Source organism: Massilia sp. UYP34 (assembly GCF_056279385.1).
Window position 1 is genome coordinate 372100 of sequence record NZ_JBWBRF010000003.1, and the last position, 18897, is coordinate 390996.

General features: G+C 68.2%; 16 protein-coding genes. 14 read left to right on the top strand and 2 right to left on the bottom strand.

Annotated elements, in window-relative coordinates:
- Positions 1-9: 9 nt before the first annotated feature.
- A complete protein-coding gene (locus ACZ9AQ_RS08330) occupies positions 10-345 on the bottom strand; it encodes a KGG domain-containing protein (protein WP_429203291.1) in 336 nt (111 codons plus the stop codon).
- 473 nt (positions 346-818) lie between these two features.
- On the opposite strand from ACZ9AQ_RS08330, the gene ACZ9AQ_RS08335 reads away from it, so the two are divergent.
- The 12 genes from ACZ9AQ_RS08335 to ACZ9AQ_RS08390 all read left to right on the top strand — a co-directional run bounded on the left by ACZ9AQ_RS08335 (position 819) and on the right by ACZ9AQ_RS08390 (position 16496).
- Complete coding sequence (locus tag ACZ9AQ_RS08335) at positions 819-1634, top strand: alpha/beta fold hydrolase (RefSeq protein WP_429203292.1); 816 nt, start codon at positions 819-821, stop codon at positions 1632-1634.
- A 112-nt stretch (positions 1635-1746) separates the two neighbouring features.
- Entirely contained in the window at positions 1747-3513 is a 1767-nt protein-coding gene (locus tag ACZ9AQ_RS08340; RefSeq protein ID WP_429203293.1) for a GMC family oxidoreductase, read from the top strand.
- Between the two features lie 88 nt (positions 3514-3601).
- Complete coding sequence (locus tag ACZ9AQ_RS08345; protein WP_429203294.1) at positions 3602-4957, top strand: MFS transporter; 1356 nt, start codon at positions 3602-3604, stop codon at positions 4955-4957.
- Positions 4958-4961: 4 nt separating this feature from the next.
- Positions 4962-7985, top strand: coding sequence for a xanthine dehydrogenase family protein molybdopterin-binding subunit (locus tag ACZ9AQ_RS08350; RefSeq protein WP_429203295.1), 3024 nt, complete (start codon positions 4962-4964; stop codon positions 7983-7985).
- Positions 7982-8800 (top strand): FAD binding domain-containing protein, encoded by an 819-nt coding sequence (locus ACZ9AQ_RS08355; protein ID WP_429203296.1) that lies wholly within the window; start codon positions 7982-7984, stop codon positions 8798-8800. The genes ACZ9AQ_RS08350 and ACZ9AQ_RS08355 overlap by 4 nt, the downstream gene beginning before the upstream one ends.
- Positions 8797-9390 carry a (2Fe-2S)-binding protein gene (locus ACZ9AQ_RS08360; RefSeq protein ID WP_429203297.1) on the top strand — a complete coding sequence of 198 codons (594 nt, stop codon included), beginning with the start codon at positions 8797-8799 and terminating at the stop codon, positions 9388-9390. The genes ACZ9AQ_RS08355 and ACZ9AQ_RS08360 overlap by 4 nt, the downstream gene beginning before the upstream one ends.
- Before the next feature lie 38 nt (positions 9391-9428).
- Positions 9429-10988, top strand: a complete 1560-nt coding sequence (locus ACZ9AQ_RS08365; protein WP_429203298.1) for an AMP-binding protein — start codon at positions 9429-9431, stop codon at positions 10986-10988.
- Complete coding sequence (locus ACZ9AQ_RS08370) at positions 10985-12454, top strand: UbiD family decarboxylase (RefSeq protein ID WP_429203299.1); 1470 nt, start codon at positions 10985-10987, stop codon at positions 12452-12454. The genes ACZ9AQ_RS08365 and ACZ9AQ_RS08370 overlap by 4 nt, the downstream gene beginning before the upstream one ends.
- Positions 12451-13065, top strand: a complete 615-nt coding sequence (locus ACZ9AQ_RS08375) for a UbiX family flavin prenyltransferase (RefSeq protein WP_429203300.1) — start codon at positions 12451-12453, stop codon at positions 13063-13065. The genes ACZ9AQ_RS08370 and ACZ9AQ_RS08375 overlap by 4 nt, the downstream gene beginning before the upstream one ends.
- Before the next feature lie 30 nt (positions 13066-13095).
- On the top strand, positions 13096-13902 hold the full coding sequence (locus tag ACZ9AQ_RS08380; RefSeq protein ID WP_429203301.1) for an enoyl-CoA hydratase/isomerase family protein: 807 nt from the start codon (positions 13096-13098) through the stop codon (positions 13900-13902).
- Between the two features lie 17 nt (positions 13903-13919).
- Complete coding sequence (locus tag ACZ9AQ_RS08385; protein WP_429203302.1) at positions 13920-15371, top strand: aldehyde dehydrogenase family protein; 1452 nt, start codon at positions 13920-13922, stop codon at positions 15369-15371.
- A 36-nt stretch (positions 15372-15407) separates the two neighbouring features.
- Positions 15408-16496, top strand: a complete 1089-nt coding sequence (locus ACZ9AQ_RS08390) for a porin (protein WP_429203303.1) — start codon at positions 15408-15410, stop codon at positions 16494-16496.
- A gap of 29 nt (positions 16497-16525) precedes the next feature.
- Here ACZ9AQ_RS08390 and ACZ9AQ_RS08395 read toward each other — a convergent pair whose 3' ends face one another.
- Complete coding sequence (locus ACZ9AQ_RS08395) at positions 16526-17461, bottom strand: LysR family transcriptional regulator (RefSeq protein WP_429203304.1); 936 nt, start codon at positions 17459-17461, stop codon at positions 16526-16528.
- 147 nt (positions 17462-17608) lie between these two features.
- Here ACZ9AQ_RS08395 and ACZ9AQ_RS08400 point away from each other — a divergent pair, with 147 nt between their 5' ends.
- Together ACZ9AQ_RS08400 and ACZ9AQ_RS08405 are read left to right on the top strand one after the other, a co-directional pair.
- Entirely contained in the window at positions 17609-18073 is a 465-nt protein-coding gene (locus tag ACZ9AQ_RS08400) for a DUF421 domain-containing protein (RefSeq protein WP_429203305.1), read from the top strand.
- A gap of 166 nt (positions 18074-18239) precedes the next feature.
- Positions 18240-18842 carry a CHRD domain-containing protein gene (locus ACZ9AQ_RS08405; protein WP_429203306.1) on the top strand — a complete coding sequence of 201 codons (603 nt, stop codon included), beginning with the start codon at positions 18240-18242 and terminating at the stop codon, positions 18840-18842.
- Positions 18843-18897: the final 55 nt, after the last annotated feature.

Below are 18897 nucleotides of genomic sequence, written 5' to 3' on the forward strand. Positions count from 1 at the left end.
TGAGCAGCGTCAGCGTTTGTCGTTCTTGTGGCTTTGACGCCCCGCTTCGGCGTGCTGTTCCGGCGTGCCGCCCTGGACGCCCTTCTGCTGGCTGCCCTGGTTGCGCCCGCTTTGCTGGCTGCCCTGGTTCAGATTGCTCTGCTGGTTGCCCGAACCATGCGAAGCGCGGCCGCCTTCGCTGGCGATTTCACGCTGGCGCTCTGGATCCATCGAGGCGAAACCTTGCTTGCCGCTTCCCTGGTTGCCTTGGTTGCTCTGGTTGCCTTGGTTGCCGCTCTGGCTATTGCCTTGCTGCGAGTGTTGGTTATTGCCCTGCGGGTTGTTGTTACGCGAATTGTTTGCCATGATTGACTCCTTTTCATCGTGAACAATGTCAGCGGTGCTGACGCGAAGGACTCCATCGTAGCCACCTGAAAGCGCGCTGAACACCAAAAACCGGCAGTCATCCTGTAGGAATTCGCCGCATTGGTGGATACGTGTGGACTGGCATTCCGGAAGAAAAATTCGATATGTATTTGCCAGTTTTTAGAATGATAATTATCAATATGGCAGTTATTGGGAAGAAACAAGCTAGCTTGAGACATCTATATATCTTTGGCGCAATATGAACAGCGACATCGGCCACCGTCTTTTCGTCGCCGTGACGGTGGCATTCAGCCAGGCGCCAACTCGGTAGGCTGCCGCAGGCGCGTCGCTTCAGCGTGCGAACGGGAAGACGGCAGGATGGTGTTTCAGTTGCGCAGCTACCGCCTCGACGACTGACCGGCGCCTGGCGCAGCAGTGGCAGGCGGCCTCGTGCTTGCGGTAGCATGCGCACCATGACAAAGCCCGTCCCATACACTCAACCCTTCTTCATCGACCTCCCCTGGCGCGGCCAGGGCATCCAGCTCGAGGCGCAGTGGGTCGGCGCCCCGGCGTCGGCGGGCCCGACCGTCGTGTTCCTGCACGAAGGGCTCGGATCCGTTTCGCACTGGAGAGACTTTCCCGATGAATTCTGCCGCGCACAGGGGCTGCGCGGACTCGTGTTCTCGCGCTTCGGCTACGGCCGCTCGAGTGCGCGCACTGCCGCACTGACGCCCGACTACATGCACCAGCAGGCGCATGAAGTCCTGCCCGCGCTGCTCGCGCGGCTGGGCATCGTGCAACCCTGGCTCTTCGGCCACAGCGACGGCGCCTCGATCGCCCTGCTGTACGCGTCACGCCACAGTGCCGAGCTGAGCGGGCTGATCGTCGCCGCGCCCCATCTGTACGTCGAGGAATGCGCACTGGCGGCGATCGCGGCGGCGCGCGAGGCCTACCGCGACGGTGCGCTGCGGGCGCGGCTGGCGCCCTACCATGACGACGTCGACGCGGCGTTTCGCGGGTGGAACGACATCTGGCTCGATCCTGCCTTCCGCGACTGGGACATCCGCGCCGACGTGGCGGCGATCACGGCCCCGCTGCTGGCGATCCAGGGCGAGGACGACCCCTACGGCACGCTCGACCAGCTGCACGCGATCGCGCGCCTGGTCCCGCATGCCCGACTGCTGGTCTTGCCCGGCTGCGGGCATTCGCCGCAGCGCGAGTGCAGCGCCGAGGTCATCGCCGCTGGCGGCCAGTTCATTTCCGCCATGGGGCGGGATGGGAAAATCTGAACAGCGAAATATCATAAGGAGTGATAACACGGATCATTAAACATTATTAGAGCAGATGAAGAAACCACGTTAATCTCATTGCATACAAGTAGCGGCACGACGGAAACCGGCGATGCTGCACAGCAAGGAGACATGTGTGAGCAATGTGCAGGAACACTATGATTACCTGATCGTCGGCGGCGGCTCCGCCGGCTGCGTTCTGGCCAACCGCCTGTCCGACAACCCCGCCGTGCGGGTCGCCCTGATCGAGGCCGGATCCGACACCCCGCCAGGCCGCGAGCCGGCCGAAATCCTCGACAGCTATCCGATGCCGCTGTTCTGCGGCGACCGCTTCATCTGGCCGGAACTCAAGGCGCGCGCCACCCCGACCTCTCCGCTGAAGACCTATGAACAGGGCCGCGTGATGGGCGGCGGTTCCAGCATCAACGTGCAGGCGGCCAACCGCGGCCTGCCGCGCGACTACGACGGCTGGGTCGGCCAGGGCGCCGCGGGCTGGGGCTGGAACGAAGTGCTGCCGTATTTCCGCAAGCTCGAACGCGATCTCGATTTCGGCGGCGCGCCGCTGCACGGCGACCGCGGTCCGATCCCGATCCGCCGCATCGCCCGCGCCGACTGGCCGCGCTTCTGCCACGCGTTCGCCGGCGGCATGGAAGCCAACGGCCTGGCCTACATGGACGACCAGAACGCCGACTTTGGCGACGGCCTGTTTCCGGCGGCCTTCTCGAACATCGACGACCGCCGCGTATCGAGCGCCGCGGGCTACCTCGACGCGGCGACGCGCGCACGGCCGAATCTGCGCATCCATGCCGGACTGAGGGTGGAGCGCGTCATCATGGCGGGGCGCACCGCAACCGGCGTGCAGGCGCGCGACGGCGCCGGCCATTCCCTGCGTTTCGACGCCCGCGAGGTGATCCTGTGCGCCGGGGCCCTGCAATCGCCGGCCCTGCTGCTGCATGCCGGCATCGGCGACGCCGCCGCCCTCGGGCGCCTGGGCATCCCGGTCGTGGCCGACCGCCCCGGCGTCGGCCGCAACCTGCAAGACCATCCTTCGCTGACCTTCTGCCATTTCCTGGCGCCCGAATTCCGGATGCCGCTGTCGCGCCGCCGCGCCAGCATGACGGCGGCGCGCTTCTCGTCGCAACTGGCCGGCTGCGACGCGTCCGACATGTATATGTCGAGCTCGACGCGCGCCGCCTGGCACGCGCTGGGCAACCGCCTCGGCCTGTTCTTCCTGTGGTGTAACCGGCCCTACTCGCGCGGCGAAGTGCGGCTCGCCTCGCCCGATCCGCTCGCGCACCCCGAGGTCGACCTCAACCTGCTGAACGACGAACGCGATCTGCTGCGCATGGCGATCGGGGTGCGCAAGCTGGCCGCGGTGGTCATGCACAGCGACCTGCACCGCCATGCCGGCGACTTCTTCCCGGCCTCCTTCTCGCCGCGCGTCAAGGCACTGAGCCGCGTGACGCCGGGCAACGCGCTGTTGACGCGGGCGCTGGGACTGGGGCTCGACACCCCGGCGCCGCTGCGGCGCTGGATCATCGAACGTTTCGTGACCGGCGGCCAGCGCATGAGCGCGCTCCTGGCCGACGACGCGGCGCTGCATGCGTTCATCCGCAAGGCCGTCTTCGGCGTCTGGCATGCCAGCGGCACCTGCCGCATGGGCAGCGCCGGCGACCCGGGCGCGGTGACCGACGCCGAAGGCCGCGTGCACGACGTGGCGGGCCTGCGCGTCGTCGATGCTTCGCTGATGCCGAGCCTGCCTTCGGCGAACACCAATATTCCCACGATCATGATGGCCGAGAAAATCGCCGACGCCATTCGCGCACGGGGCCACCGCGGCAGCGTGCTGCGCGAACCGGCCCTGGCCGACGATTCCTGAGGCCGCACCAGGCGGCACACACGCAGTCGAGACCACCACCACGGCGCCCCGAGGCGCCGGGACCATAATCATTCCACAGGAGACAACCATGGCGCTGGCAACACCCGATACTGTAACAACCGCAAAGGAGAACGACCGCAACACGTTCAGGGCCGTCGTGGCCTCGTGCGTCGGCTGGTCGCTCGACCTGTACGACCTGTTCATCCTGCTGTACGTGGCGCCGATCATCGGCCGCCTGTTCTTCCCGTCCGAGCACGCGATGCTGTCGCTGGCGGCGGTGTACGCCTCGTTCGGCGTCACCCTGCTGATGCGCCCGCTCGGCTCGGCGCTGTTCGGTTCCTACGCCGACCGCAAGGGCCGCAAGGCCGCCATGATCGCCTCGATGGTCGGCGTCGGCGTGTCCACCGCCGCCTTCGGCCTGCTGCCGACGGTGGCCAGCATCGGCGTCATGGCGCCGGTGCTGTTCATCCTCCTGCGCCTGATCCAGGGCGTGTTCGTGGGCGGCGTGGTCGCATCGACCCACACCATCGGCACCGAATCGGTGTCGCCGCGCTGGCGCGGCGCGGTCTCGGGCCTGATCGGCGGCGGCGGCGCCGGCCTGGGCGCCCTGTTCGCGTCGTTCACCTTCTGGGTGCTGTCCGCCATCTTCCCGGGCGAACAGTTCGACGAATGGGGCTGGCGCTGGATGTTCTTCACCGGCATCATCAGCGCGGTGCTCGGCATCACCATCTTCGGCAAGCTCGAAGAGTCGCCGATGTTCAAGAAGCTGCAGGCGGAAAAGGCGCTCCGCAAGGCCACCGCAGCACCGACCGCCAACCCGGTCCGCACCCTGTTCACCGGCAAATACCGTAACATCCTGCTGGTCAACCTGCTGCTGACCCTGGGCGGCGGCGCCGGTTACTACCTGACCTCGGGCTTCCTGCCGACCTTCCTGAAAGTGGTGAACGGCACGCCTTCCGAGACCGCCGGTTTCATCCTGATGCTGGCCAGCGTCGGCGTCATCGTCGCGTCGATCGCTACCGGCCACCTCAGTACGTTCATCGGCCGCAAGAAGACCTTCGTCTGGGTCGGCGTGGCGCGCCTGATCATGTTGCCCGCCATCGCGCTCCTGATGCCCGGCGTGACCGATACCTTCACGCTGGCCATCTACGTCATCGTGTTCAGCATGCTCGGCAGCATGGGCTATGCGCCGCTCCTGATCTTCCTGAACGAACGCTTCCCGACCGAGATCCGCGCCACCGGCACCGGCCTGTCATGGAACATCGGCTTCGCCATCGGCGGCGTGCTGCCGACCTTCGTGTCGCTGGCCTCGCCCATGCCGTCCGACGTGCCGATGTCGCTGGCCCTGTTCCTGGCGGGCATCAGCGTGATCTTCCTGATCGGCGCCCTGGTCATTCCCGAAACCATCGGCAAGCTCGACGAACCTGCCGCGCCTGGAGCCTGACAGAATGGAAAACACAAACGCTCGATCCGCCGAGCGGCAGCCGCCGGCGCCCTTCATCGGGCGTTCCCTGCAACGTATCGAAGACGCGTCGCTGCTGACCGGCCGCGGCCAGTTCGGCGACGACGTCGGCGTCAAGCCCGGCACGCTGCACGCGGCGATCGTCCGGGCGCCGCATGCCCATGCCCTGATCAACGGCATCGACAGCACGCGGGCGGCTCAAGCCCCCGGCGTGCGGGCGGTGCTGACCGGGGATGACCTGGCCGCCTGGTCGAAGCCGTTCGTCGTCGGCGTCAAGGCGTCGATGGAAATGTGGGCGCTGGCACGCGAACGGGTGCGCTATGCCGGCGAACCGGTGGCGGTGATTGTGGCCGACACACGCTACCTGGCCGAGGATGCGGCCGACCTGCTGGTGGTCGACTACACCCGGCTCGAGCCGGTCACCTCGATCGATGCCGCCATCGCGCCAGAGGCGCCGGTGCTGCACGACGGCGTCGGCACCAATATCGCGAGCGACCGCAGCTTTCGCTACGGGGACCCGGAAGGGGCGTTCGCCCGGGCCGCGCACACGGTCGAACTGAGCGTGCGCTACCCGCGCAACTCGTGCACCCCGATCGAGTGCGCGGTGGTGGTGGCCGACTACCTGTCGGCCGAGGAAGGCTACGACGTCGCCTCGAACTTCATGGGACCGTTCTCGCTGCACACGGTGATGGCGCTGGCGCTGCGGGTGCCGGGCCACAAGCTGCGCCACCGCACCTTCCGCGATTCGGGCGGCAGCTTCGGCGTCAAGCAGGCGGTGTTCCAGTACGCGGTGCTGATGTGCCTGGCATCGCGCAAGGCCGGGGCGCCGGTGAAATGGGTCGAAGACCGCCTCGAGCACCTCGGCGGCCTGACCTCGGCCACCAGCCGCCAGTCCACCATCCGCGCCGCGGTCGAGGCGGATGGGCGCATCACGGCGCTTGACTACGACCAGCTCGACGACGTCGGCGGCTACCTGCGGGCGCCGGAACCTGCCACCTTCTACCGCATGCACGGTTGCCTGACCGGCGCCTATGCGATCCCGAACCTGGCGGTGCGCAACCGCGTGGTGCTGACCAACAAGACTCCCGCCGGGCTGGTGCGCGGCTTCGGCGGCCCGCAGGTGTACTTCGCGCTGGAACGCCTGATGCAGCGCATCTCGGTCGAGCTGGGCATCGACCCCGTCGACCTGTACCGCCGCAACTTCATTCCGGCCGACGCCTTCCCCTATCCGGCCGCGGCCGGCGCCCTGATCGACTCGGGCAACTACCAGCGGGCGCTGGAACTGGTCGCCAGCGAAGGCGGCCTGGCCGAGCTGTACGCGAAGCGCGACCGCGCGCGCGCCGAGGGCCGGCTGTATGGCATCGGCTTCGCTGCCATCATCGAGCCGTCGATCTCGAACATGGGCTACATCACCAACGCGCTGCCCAAGGAAGCGCGCGCCAAGGCAGGACCGAAGAACGGCGCGATCGCCTCGGCCACCGTCGCCATCGATCCGCTGGGCGGCATCAATGTCACGATCGCGTCGGCGCCCGCCGGCCAGGGCCACCGCACGGTCTGCGCCCAGGTGGTGGCCGACGTGCTGGGCGTGGATCCCGACCAGGTGGCGGTGAACGTCGAATTCGACACCCAGAAAGATGCCTGGTCGGTCGCCGCCGGCAATTATTCGAGCCGCTTCGCCGGCGCGGTGGCCGGCACCGTGCACCTGGCGGCCATGCAGATCCGCGACAAGCTGGCCGCCATCGCCGCGCCGCAGCTGGGGGTCGACGCCGCCAATGTCGTGTTCGCCGGCGGCCTCGTGCACGCCAAGGACGACCCGGCGCGCGCGCTGCCGTTCCCGCGCATGGCCGCCAACCCGCACTGGGCGCCGGCGCTGCTGCCGGAGGGCGTCGGACTGGGCCTGCGCGAAACCGCGTTCTGGAGCGCGCCGCAACTGGGCGCGCCCGACGACGACGACCGCGTCAACACCTCGGCCGCCTATGGTTTCGCCTTCGACGTGTGTGGGGTCGAGATCGACCGTAACACCGGCCGCGTCACGATCGACAAGTACGTCACCACCCACGACGCCGGCAAGATCCTGAATCCGGCGCTGGCCGACGGCCAGATCCGCGGCGCGTTCGCCCAGGGCCTGGGCGCGGCGCTGATGGAAGAATTCCGCTATGGCGAAGACGGCAGCTTCCAGTCCGGCACCTTCGCCGACTACCTGGTGCCAACCACCTGCGAGGTGCCCGAGCCGCAGATCATCCACATCGAGACGCCGTCGCCGTTCACGCCGCTGGGCGCGAAGGGCCTCGGCGAAGGCAACAACATGAGCACGCCGCCCTGCATCGGCAACGCGGTCGCCGATGCGCTCGGCGTGGCCGACATCGTGCTCCCGCTGACGCCGTCGAAAGTCATGGCGCTGATCGGCGCCGACGAACCGCCGCCCTCCGCGGCCCTGCGCCAGGCGATGCCGGCGCCCGCGCCGGCCACCGCCGGCAAGGGCGGCAAGGCGCTGTCCGCGCGCGGCGAAGTCGTGCTGGCGGCGCCGCCGGAGGCCGTGTTCCGGGTCCTGCTCGACCCGGTCGCGCTGGCCAAGGTCATCCCCGGCTGCAATGCGCTGGAACCGGCCGGCGAACACCGCTACCGCGCCGACGTCAGCGTCGGCGTGGGCATGATCAAGGCACGCTACGCGGCCGAAGTGGCGCTGTCCGAACTCGATCCTCCGCGCAGCCTGCGCCTGGCCGGCTCCGGCCTGTCGGCGGTCGGCAGCGCCAGCGGCAGCGGCCTGGTGACGCTCGAACCGGCCGATGGCGGCACCCTGCTGCGCTACGACTATTCGGCCGAAGTGTCCGGCAAGGTCGCGGCGGTGGGCAGCCGCATGCTCGAAGGCGCGGCCAAGATCGTCCTGGGCCAGCTGTTCGAGCAGCTCGGCCGCGAAGCCGGCGGCCAGGGCGCACTGCCGCAGGCCGGCGCCGGCCAGGAGCGCGGCCTGTGGCGCCGTCTGCTGGCCCTGATTGGAGTACAACGATGAAACCACAAGCATTCGACTACGCGCGCCCCGACAGCGCCGACGAGGCGGTGACGCTGCTGGCCGAGGCCGGCGACGACGCCCGCATCCTCGCCGGCGGCCAGTCGCTGATGGCGGTGCTGAACCTGCGCCTGGCCCAGCCCAGCGTGCTGATCGACATTTCGCGGGTCCCCGACCTGAACTACGTGCGCGCCGGCGACACCCATCTCGCGATCGGCGCCGCCGCGACCCAGGGCGCCGTTGAGTGGCGCGCGCAACTGGCCGCCGAGGTGCCGCTGCTGGCGCAGGCGTTTCCGCACATCTCGCACTTCCAGATCCGCAACCGCGGCACCGTGTGCGGCTCGATCGCCCATGCCGATCCGAGCGCCGAGCTGCCGCTGGCGCTCTTGGCCCTGCAGGGCGAGGTCGCGCTGCGCAGCCGGCGCGGGCGGCGCGTCGTCGCCGCCGCCGATTTCTTCCAGGGCATGCTGATGACGGCGCGCCAACCCGACGAACTGGTCGAGGAAGCGCGCTACCCGCTCGCGCGTGCGGGCGAGCGCTACGCATTCGAGGAATTTTCCAGCCGCCACGGCGACTTCGCCGTATGCGCGGTGGCGGCCGTGGTCGGCCAAGACGGCATCCGGCTGGCGGTCGGCGGCGTATCGGACCGCCCGCGCATGAAGACCTGGCCGCGCCTGTCCGGCGCCGACCTCGACCACGCCATCAATGACTTCGCCTGGGAACTGGAGGCGAAGGACGATCATCACGCCTCGGCCAAGTTCAGGCGTCAACTGGTGCGCCACCTCGGCGCCACCGCGATCCGGAGAGCCTCCACATGAAGACCTACCGCAAGAACGACGTCGTGCGCATCGCGCTGGTGCTCAACGGCCAGCAGCGCAGCGGCATTTGCGAACCGCGCACCCTGCTGTCGGACTTCCTGCGCCAGGAACTGGGCGCCACCGGCACCCACGTCGGCTGCGAGCACGGCGTCTGCGGGGCCTGCACGGTCACCATCGACGGCGTCGCCGGACGTTCGTGCATGACGCTGGCGGTGCAGGCCGAAGGCTGCAGCATCGACACGGTGGAGGGCCTGGACCGCGCGCGCAAGGCCGCGGGCGAAGACGGCCTGTCCGACCTCCAGGAAGCGTTTCGCCGCAATCACGCGCTGCAGTGCGGCTTCTGCACCGCCGGCATCATGATGTCGTGCAGCGACTACCTGCGCCGCAATCCCGATCCGAGCGAAGACGAGGTGCGCGCGATGCTGTCGGGCCACCTGTGCCGCTGCACCGGCTACACCAACATCGTGCGCGCGGTGCTGGAAACCGCCGCCGACCGGCTTGGCAAGCCGCGCGCCCCCGGCGCCCACCCCGACGGCCCCGGCCACGCCGGCATCGGCGCAGCCGAGCAGGCGCGCCTGGTCGACGCCTGACGCCGCCCCCACATCACAACAACGACAAGGAGAACACCGTGCTCGATCTTGGACGCACATTCCTGCAAAGCGTCGAACGCAGCCCGCATGCGCTGGCTGTCGTCGACGGCGAGCAGCGCCTCACCTATGCCGAATGGCATGAACGGATACAACGGGTCGCCAACGGCCTGTCGGCGCTCGGCCTGCGGCGCGGCGACCATCTGCTGCTGGTGCTGCAGAACCGCATCGAAATGGCGACGCTGCACTGGGCCTGCCAGTTCCTGGGCGTGATCGCCACGCCGCTCAACTGGCGCGCCAAGCCCGACGAAGTCGAGTACTGCGCGGTCGACTCGGGCGCCAAGGCGGTCGCGTTCGAAGCAGTGAGCGCGCCGGCGGTGTTGGCGAGCCTGTCCGCCAGCGCGCTGCCGCGCATCGCCGTCGGCGGCGTAGACGGCGGCACCCTCGCCTACGACGACCTGCTGGCGCAGGCGCCCGCGGCGCCGATCCTGCAGGCCCGCAGCGACGACATCTCGCTGATGCTGTACACCTCGGGCACGACCGGCAAGCCCAAGGGTGTGCCGCGCCGTCACCGCGCCGAACGCGCCGCCGCGCTCGGCCACGTGGCGCAGAACCTGTACCGGCGCGGCGAATGCACGCTCGGCGTCATGCCGCTCTATCACACGATGGGCGTGCGCTCGCTGCTGGCGATGGCGCTGATCGACGGCCGCTTCGTGTGCGTTCCCAAATTCGACTGCGCCGCCGCATTCCAGTCAATCGAGCAGGAACGCGTCACCAACCTGTACCTGGTGCCGACGCTGTACCACGACATGCTGGCCTGGCGCGAAAAGAACGGCGCCGACATCTCGTCGGTGACCAAGCTGGGCTTCGCCGGCGCGCCGATGCCGGACGGGCTGCTCAAGCGCCTGACCGAGACCTTCAAGCCCGAGCTGTTCGTCAACCACTACGGCTCGTCCGAGGTCTACACCTTCGCGATCGACCAGGACGCCACGCGCAAGGCCGGCAGCGCCGGACGCGCCGGCATCAACACGCGCCTGCGCGTGGTGCCGCTCACCGCCGAGGGACCGGACACCCTGGCGGCGCCGGGCGAAGAGGGCCAGATCATCTGCGACCTCGAGGGCGACGAATCCTTCGAGGGCTACTGGAACCGCCCCGACGCCGACGCCAAGTCGATCCGCGCCGGCTGGTACTTCACCGGCGACACGGGCTACATCGACGCCGACGGCGACCTGTTCGTCACCGGCCGCATGGACGACATGATCATCAGCGGCGGCGAGAACATCTCGCCGGTCGACATCGAGTCGGTGCTGTCGCTGCATCCGTCGGTCGACGAAGTCGCCGTGGCGGGCCTGCGCGACGAGCGCTGGGGCCAGAAGGTGGTGGCCTTCGTCAAGCTGCACGGCGCCGTCAGCGCCGAAGCGCTCAACGAATACTGCCGCAATTCCGACCTGCTCAACTTCAAGCGCCCGCGCGAATACGTGTTCGTGCGCGAGATTCCGAAGTCGCCGGTCGGCAAGATCCTGCGCCGCAAGCTGGTGGCGGGCGAGTACGACGTCGTGGCGGCGCCGGCCGCCACCGAACCTGGAGACACCAAGCCATGAACAACACCGAGCTCCCGAACCACAAGGCGCGCGACCTGCGCCACTGGCTGGCCCACCTCGAAGCGACCGGCCGCCTGGCCGTGATCCGCGAAGGCGTGCCGCTCAGGCACACGCTGGCGGCGATCGCCAAGCGCCTCGACGGCAAGCAGGCTGCCTTCTTCCCACGCCCCGACGGCCATGACCTGCCCGTCGTGTCCGGCTTCGTGGCGCGCCGCGCCTGGATCGCCGAGGCCATGGGCGTCGAGCAGGCGGACCTGCTCGGCGCATTCCGCCGCGCCGTCGACAATCCGCTGCCGTGGCGCGAGGTCGATGCCGCCGCCGCGCCTTGCCAGCAGGTGGTGCACGACTTCGGCGGCCCAACGGCCGGCGACCTGCATGCGCTGCTGCCGATCCCGACGCACAGCGAACATGACAACGGCCCCTACATCACCGCCGGCCTGGTCATCGCCCGCAATCCCGTCACCGGCGTGCAGAACGTATCGATCAACCGCATCCAGGTGCACGGTCCCGACCGCATGGCGATCCTGATGCTGCCGCGCCATCTGCTGGCGTTCTACAAGGCGGCCGAGGACCAGGGCCAGGCGCTGGATGTGGCGGTGGTGATCGGCGCCGATCCGCTCACCCTGCTCGCCTCGCAGGCCATCACGCCGATCGATTTCGACGAACTGGAGATCGCCGGCGCCCTGCACGGCGCGCCGCTGCCGGTGGTCAAGTGCCGCACCAGCGAGATCCGCGTGCCGGCCAGCGCCGAAATCGTCATCGAGGGCAAGCTGCTGCCGAAAGTGCGCGAGCCCGAAGGCCCGTTCGGCGAATTCCCGAAATACTACAGCGCACGCGAGAACCGCGAAGTGATCGCGGTCGCCGCGGTGACCCATCGCCGCCAGCCGATCTTCCACACCATCGTGCCGGCCGAGATGGAGCACCTGCTGCTCGGCTCGATCCCGCGCGAGGCGACCATGCTGGCGCACCTGCAACGCAGCTTCCCGAACGTGCTGGACGTGCACCTGTCGGTCGGCGGCGTCGGCCGTTACCACCTGTTCGTCAAGTTCCGCAAGCTGCGCGAAGGCGAGCCGCGCAACGTGATCCTCGGCGCCTTCGGCGCCCACTACGACATCAAGCAGGTCACGATCGTCGACGATGACGTCGACGTGCACGACCCGCAGCAGGTCGAATGGGCGGTGGCCACGCGCTTCCAGGCCGACCGCGACCTGATCGTCATCGCCGGTGCCCAGGGTTCGGCGCTCGATCCCTCGACCACGATCGGCCAGATGCACGACGGCGAGGTCGCGCCGCCGCACCTGCAGGGAATCAGCGCCAAGATGGGGCTGGACGCGACCAAGCCGGTGGCCTACCACGGCCACGTCTTCACCAAGGTCGCCATTCCCGGCGAGCGCGAGATCGATCTCGACCAGGAAATAGTACGCGGCGCCACGATCAACTGGAGCGACGCGGCGGTGCGCGCATGAACCGACCGCGCCTGATCGTCGCGATCACCGGCGCCAGCGGCGCGGTGTACGGCGTGCGCCTGCTGCAGCACCTGCGCGCCTCCGGCGTCGCCGAGACCCACCTGGTGATGTCGGCGTCCGGCGTGATGACCGCGCAGCAGGAGCTCGACCTGCGGCGCGCCGACATCGAGGCGCTGGCCGACGTGGTGCACAACGTGAAGGACATCGGCGCCACCATCGCCAGCGGCTCGTTCCGCTCGGCCGGCATGGTCGTGGCGCCGTGTTCGATGAAGACGCTGGCGGGCATCGCCCACGGGCTGGCCGACAACCTCGTCACGCGCGCCGCGGACGTGGTGCTCAAGGAGCGCCGCAAGCTGGTGCTGGTGGCGCGCGAGACGCCGCTCAATCTCGCGCACCTGCGCAACATGACGGCGGTGACCGAAATGGGCGGGATCGTGTTCCCGCCGGTGCCCGCCTTTTACACCCGGCCAGACTCGCTCGACGAGCTGGTCGACCACACCGTCGGGCGCCTGCTCGACCTGTTCGACCTGCCGCACCAGGGCCTCGTGAAGCGCTGGGAAGGCATGGCCAGGGCCGGCGCCGACGGCGCTGCGCGCACGGACAGATTCTAACCATACAACCGATAACACCAGGAGAACCACATGACCCAACTGAACCACCCCGCCCATAGCCTGCTGGCAAATCTCGAAGGCTTCCGGGTCGAGATCGACGCCGGGCGCCAGCGCGCCGACATCATCCTGTCGAACGGCCCGTTCAACATCATCTCGATGACCCAGCGCGAGCAGTTGCGCCTGGTGTTCGAGTCGCTCGACGAAGACGAGCGCGTGCGCGTGATCGTGCTGCGCGCCGACGGCCAGCATTTCTCGAGCGGCGGCGACATCCGCGGCTTCCTGGAGGCGAGCCCCGAGCACGTGTCGAAGCTGGCCTGGAACGTCGCCGCCCCGACCCGCTGCAGCAAGCCGGTGATCGCCGCCAATCGCGGCTTCTGCTTCGGCGTCGGCTTCGAGATCTCGCTGGCCTGCGACTTCCGCCTGGTCACCGACACCACCTTCTACGCGCTGCCGGAACAGAAGCTGGGCCAGATCCCGGGCTCGGGCGGTTCGGCGCGCCTGCAGAAGATGGTCGGCATCACCCGCACCAAGGACATCGTGATGCGTTCGCGCCGCATCCCTGGCCAGCAGGCCTACGACTGGGGCGTGGCCACCGAATGCGTGCCCGACGCCGAACTGGAAGCGGCCACCGACCGCCTGGTCGACGAACTGCGCGCGTTCTCGCCGATCGCCCAGCGCACCGCCAAGAAGCTGCTGAACGATACCGAGGATTCGCCGCTGTCGATCGCCATCGAGCTGGAGGGCCACTGCTACAGCCGCCTGCGTTCGTCGAACGACTTCCGCGAGGGCGTCGAGGCATTCCACGCCAAGCGTCCTCCGGTGTTCAACGGCACTTGAGCGGGGAGAGCGCCTACATGAGCGATCTGCACGCACGGAACTACATCGACGGCGAGTGGCAGGACGCGGCTGGCGGCGCCACCGGCGCCAGCCACGATCCGGCCAGCGGCGCCGTCATCGGCCGCTTCGCCGCGAGTACAAAGGACGACGCCCGGCGCGCCATCGCCAGCGCGCGCCGGGCCTTCGACGAATCGCACTGGGCCCACGATGCGCGCCAGCGCCAGATGGTGCTGCTGCAATGGGCCGACCGCCTGGAGCGGTGCACTGGACTTGCGTCCCTGCTGACCCTGGAGAACGGCAAGGTGCTGCCCCAGGCGCGCGGCGAAATGGCGGCGGCCATCTCGGAGATCCGTTATTACGCGGGTCTTGCGCGCCACATTCCCGGCCATTTCATGGAAGTCGAGCCGGGCGCCTATTCGGCGACGCTGCGCGAAGCGGCCGGCGTGGCCGCCCTGATCATCCCGTGGAACGCGCCGATCGTGCTGCTGATCCGGTCGCTGGCGCCGGCGCTGGCGGCGGGCTGCACGGTCGTGGTCAAGCCCGCGCACCAGACCGCGCAGATCAGCGCCGCCGTCCTGCACGAACTGGCTGCGGTCGAGCTGCTGCCGCGCGGCGTGCTGAACCTGGTGCTGGAACAGGGCAGCGAGGCCGCCCAGGAACTGACCACCTCGGCCGACGTGGACGTGCTGAGCTTCACCGGCTCGAACCTGACCGGCCAGCGCATCATGGCCGCGGCCGCGCCGACCATGAAGAAGCTGTCGCTCGAGCTCGGCGGCAAGTCGAGCTGCCTGGTGTTCCCCGACGCCGACGTCGGGGCGGTCGCGCGCCGGCTGGCGACCGCGGCGACGATCATCTCGGGCCAGCAGTGCACCGCGGCCCGCCGCGTGCTGGTGCACGCCGCCTGCTACGACGCCATGAAGGACGCGCTCAGGGACGCGCTGGCGGCGATCGTGGTCGCGCCGGGAACGACGCCGGGCGCCGGCATGGGACCGCTGATCGACGCCGACGCCCACCTGCGCGTGTCGGCCGACGTGGCGCGCGCGCTGGACCTGTGCGACGAAGTCGTGCTGCGCGGCGGCCGGCCCGACGGCATGCCTGCCGGCGGGCACTTCATGACGCCCACGCTGGTGGCGCATGCCGACGCCTCGGCGTTCTTCACGCAGGAGGAGATCTTCGGACCGTTCGTGGTGCTGGAACGCTTCGAGGACGAAAAGCAGGCGGTGGCGCGCGCCAACGACACCGTATTCGGCCTGTCGGCCAGCGTCTGGACCGGCGACGGCGACCGCGGCATGCGCCTGGCGCGCGCCCTGCGCAACGGCACGGTCTGGATCAACGACCACAACCGCCTGTTCGCGGAAGCCGAAACCGGAGGATACCGGCGCAGCGGCATCGGCCGCCTGCATGGCTATGAAGGACTGGCGGACTTCCTGGAAACCAAGCACATCTTCCGGGACGCGGGCCTGCTCTGAACACCGCACCATAAAACTACAACAACTGGAGACACCATGCACCACCTCACCAGAGGCGCGCTCGCGCTCGCCTGCAGCATCGCCGCGTCCAGCGCCAGCGCGCAATCCGCGGTCCAGATCTACGGCATCGTCGACAGCGGCGTCGTCCACACCACCAATGCCGACGCCGAGGGCGACTCGATCACCAAGGTGCCGTCGCTGACCGGCTCCTTCCCGTCGCGCATCGGCTTTCGCGCCACCGAAGACTTGGGTGGCGGCCTGCAAGCCTTCTTCGTGCTGGAAAGCGGCCTGGCCATGGACACCGGCGCGCTCGGCCAGGGCAACCGCCTGTTCGGCCGCGCCGCCCACGTCGGCCTGAAAAGCGACTGGGGCACGCTGACGGTCGGGCGCCAGGTCAATATGACGTACATCGCGACCATCAAGACCGACGTGATGGGGCCGAACCTGTTTGCCATCAGCAGCATCGACGGCTACCTGCCGAACGCGCGCTCCGACAACGCGATCGGTTACATGGGCAATTTCGGCAACCTGGTGGCGGGCGCCACCTGGAGTTTCGGCCGCGACGCCTCCAGCGCCGGCGGGCCGGCCGCCACCAACTGCGCCGGAGAAGTGGCGGGCGACGCCAAGGCCTGCCGCCAGTACACGGCCCTGCTGGGCTGGGACACCAAACAGTGGGGCGTGATCGGCTCTTACGACAAATTGCATGGCAACAGCGGCGCCGCCTTCGGCCTGACCAGCAGCGCGCGTAGCGATGTGCGCACCACCCTGAATGGCTACCTGATGCTGGGAACCACCCGCCTCGGCGCCGGCGTCATCCACCGTGACACCGACGCCGCCACCGGCCAGTCGCTGTCGAACCTGTGGTACGTCGGTGCGAGCCATCCGATGGGACCGTTCACGCTCGACGCCCAGTGGGCCAGGCGCGACCTCAAGGACTCGCCGTCCGACGTGTCGATGCTGGTGGCGCGGCTGACGTATTCCCTGTCCAAGCGCAGCCACGTCTACGCCTCGTTGGGCCACATGGACAACGACGGCGCGTCGGCGGTGGCCCTGGATGCCGGCGGCACGGTCGGGGTCGGCATGGCGCAGACCGGCGTCATGATGGGCCTGCGCCACCACTTCTGAGCCAGGCGCTTCCCGGCGCCGGGGCTGGCCTAGGCCCCGGTGTCGGGCGTGTCCGCGCCGGCGCCAGGCGCGCGCAAACGCAGGTTCGCCGCCAGCATCGAAATGAACAGCCTGGTGGCCGGACTGAGCGGCCGCCGGGGATTGGACACGCTCACCACGCGCCGCACCAGGCGCGGCGAGACGATGCTGTGGGCGCGCAGGCTGCCGTCGTAGAGCTGCCGGTGCACCGCCACGCGCGGCACGATGCTCGCCATCCGGGTCTGTTCCACCAGCTTGATCGTCGCGACCAGCGAATCGATCTCGAACTTGGGCGCCAGCTCGATGTTCTCGCTCTCGAAAAAGCTGTCGATATTGGCGCGCAAGCCGTGGCCGCGGGTCGGCAGCACCAGATCGAGCCCGCTCCCCGCCATCTCGCGCAGCGTCAGGCAAGGCGACAGGCTGCCCTCGAACCGCTGACCGACGATCAGCACCATTTCTTCATCGATGATGTGTTCGACGTCGAGCGCAAGCAGACGACGCGGCTTGTTGACGATGGCCGCGTCGAGTCGCCCTTCCGCGACCCGGTCCGCCAGTACGCTGGTGTAGCCGTCGCTGACCGACACGTCGACCCCGGGATACTGGCGTGAAAACGCGCCGAGCGTGTCGACCAGCACGCCCTGCGTGATGGAAGCGATCAGGCCGATATTGACATGCCCGCGGATGTCTCCTTCGCTGCTCAGCATCTGCGCCTCGGCGTTCGAGAAGTCGCGCATGATCGGCAAAAACAGCCGGTACATCTGGCGCGCCGCGTCGGTCGGCACCATGCCGTTCTTGGTGCGCTCGAACAGCTTCTGGCCGAGATGCTCTTCGAGCCGGCCGATCTGCATGCTCAACGCCGGCTGCACGATATGAAGACGGTGCGCCGCGCGGGTGACCGTGCCTTCTTCGTACAGGGAAATGAAATAATGAATCTGACGGAAGTCCATGGACGAAACAGTGCGCGCTGGAGCTGACTGAAAGGAACATCATACCTGAGGGAGAACTGCTGACTGGAAGCACACGCACGCTTGAACGGTGAATTGTTAACAAAGTGATTAGAATTGACTGAACAGACTCATGCCTGCGGAGGGCTCATGCTCGATCTCGATCTTCCTTGGTGGGAATTCATTGCGCGCGGCGCCATCGTGTATTGCGCATTGCTGGTCATGATGCGCCTGTCGGGCCGCCGCACCGTCGGCCAGTTCACGCCGTTCGACCTGCTGGTGGTGATGCTGCTGTCGGAAGCGGTGTCGAACTCGATGACCGGCGGCGACGAATCGCTGCTCGGCGGCCTCATCATCGCCGCGACCCTCGTCGCGCTGACCGTGCTGTTCGCCTTCCTCACGTCGCGCAACAAGAAACTCGAGGAACTCATCGAAGGAAGCCCGGTGCTGATTGGCCGCGACGGCGTGTTCTTCGAAAAAGTCATGAAGCGCTGCCGTCTTTCCGAGAGCGATGTCGAGGAAGCGCTGCGCGAAGCCGACTGCCCCCGGCCCAGGATGAAATGCGCCTTTCTCGAAGCGGACGGGCGGATCAGCGTTCTGCGCAATCCAGAATAGCCTGGCCGTAACTTGCCGCAGCGCGCTTGCCTGAACGGCCGAGATTTCTCAACAGCCTTTTACTACCCGTACGGTGTGGGCGGGCCACGCCTCCTGTGCTAATTTTTTGGGCACCGCTGCCAATTCGGCGGCGCGATTGGTTTCTTTCCTGATCAGGAGGTCTACCATGAAACGAGTCCTCACCGTGTTAGCGCTGGCCGCGTCGACCTTGGTCGCCGCCACCAGCCAGGCCGCGCCGGTTTATTACCGCGCGGTTGCCAGCGGCCCCGCCGAAGAGATACCCAACGGCTCGCCCGGGTCGAGCGTATCAAGCTTCGAGATCGACGACCTCATCCTGCGCGCCGAGGTGCCGTTCCGCGACCTGTCCGCGCCGACCATCAGCGCCCACATCCATTGCTGCACGGTGGATGCCTTCCGCGGCGTGGCGCCGGTCGCCATCCCCCTCACGGACTTCCCGCTGGACGTGACGGCCGGTTCCTATTCCGCCGCCTTCGACCTGGGCAACCCGGCCGTCTACGATCCGGACTTCCTCGCGGCCAACGGCGGCACGCCGCAGCTGGCAAGCGGGGCGCTCATCAATGCGTTCAACGGCGACCAGGCTTACCTCAACATCCACAGCACCGCTTATCCGGACGGCGAAATCCGCGGCTTCGCGGTCGCGGCGCCGATTCCGGAACCGGGCACCTGGGCGATGATGGGGATGGGACTGGGCGTGCTGACGCTGCTGGCGCGGCGCCGCGTCATGCCGCAGCCACGGCGGGCGATCTAAGTACTCAGCCGGAAATAAATGTGAATTTTGGCAAACAGAACCGGATGCGGTGCAA

Bases quoted from the DNA above. Each gene is read 5' to 3' on its own strand.
- ACZ9AQ_RS08330 (WP_429203291.1), bottom strand. From the start codon at position 345: ATGGCAAACAATTCGCGTAACAACAACCCGCAGGGCAATAACCAACAC.
- ACZ9AQ_RS08335 (WP_429203292.1), top strand. From the start codon at position 819: ATGACAAAGCCCGTCCCATACACTCAACCCTTCTTCATCGACCTCCCC.
- ACZ9AQ_RS08340 (WP_429203293.1), top strand. From the start codon at position 1,747: ATGCTGCACAGCAAGGAGACATGTGTGAGCAATGTGCAGGAACACTAT.
- ACZ9AQ_RS08345 (WP_429203294.1), top strand. From the start codon at position 3,602: ATGGCGCTGGCAACACCCGATACTGTAACAACCGCAAAGGAGAACGAC.
- ACZ9AQ_RS08350 (WP_429203295.1), top strand. From the start codon at position 4,962: ATGGAAAACACAAACGCTCGATCCGCCGAGCGGCAGCCGCCGGCGCCC.
- ACZ9AQ_RS08355 (WP_429203296.1), top strand. From the start codon at position 7,982: ATGAAACCACAAGCATTCGACTACGCGCGCCCCGACAGCGCCGACGAG.
- ACZ9AQ_RS08360 (WP_429203297.1), top strand. From the start codon at position 8,797: ATGAAGACCTACCGCAAGAACGACGTCGTGCGCATCGCGCTGGTGCTC.
- ACZ9AQ_RS08370 (WP_429203299.1), top strand. From the start codon at position 10,985: ATGAACAACACCGAGCTCCCGAACCACAAGGCGCGCGACCTGCGCCAC.
- ACZ9AQ_RS08375 (WP_429203300.1), top strand. From the start codon at position 12,451: ATGAACCGACCGCGCCTGATCGTCGCGATCACCGGCGCCAGCGGCGCG.
- ACZ9AQ_RS08380 (WP_429203301.1), top strand. From the start codon at position 13,096: ATGACCCAACTGAACCACCCCGCCCATAGCCTGCTGGCAAATCTCGAA.
- ACZ9AQ_RS08385 (WP_429203302.1), top strand. From the start codon at position 13,920: ATGAGCGATCTGCACGCACGGAACTACATCGACGGCGAGTGGCAGGAC.
- ACZ9AQ_RS08390 (WP_429203303.1), top strand. From the start codon at position 15,408: ATGCACCACCTCACCAGAGGCGCGCTCGCGCTCGCCTGCAGCATCGCC.
- ACZ9AQ_RS08395 (WP_429203304.1), bottom strand. From the start codon at position 17,461: ATGGACTTCCGTCAGATTCATTATTTCATTTCCCTGTACGAAGAAGGC.
- ACZ9AQ_RS08400 (WP_429203305.1), top strand. From the start codon at position 17,609: ATGCTCGATCTCGATCTTCCTTGGTGGGAATTCATTGCGCGCGGCGCC.
- ACZ9AQ_RS08405 (WP_429203306.1), top strand. From the start codon at position 18,240: ATGAAACGAGTCCTCACCGTGTTAGCGCTGGCCGCGTCGACCTTGGTC.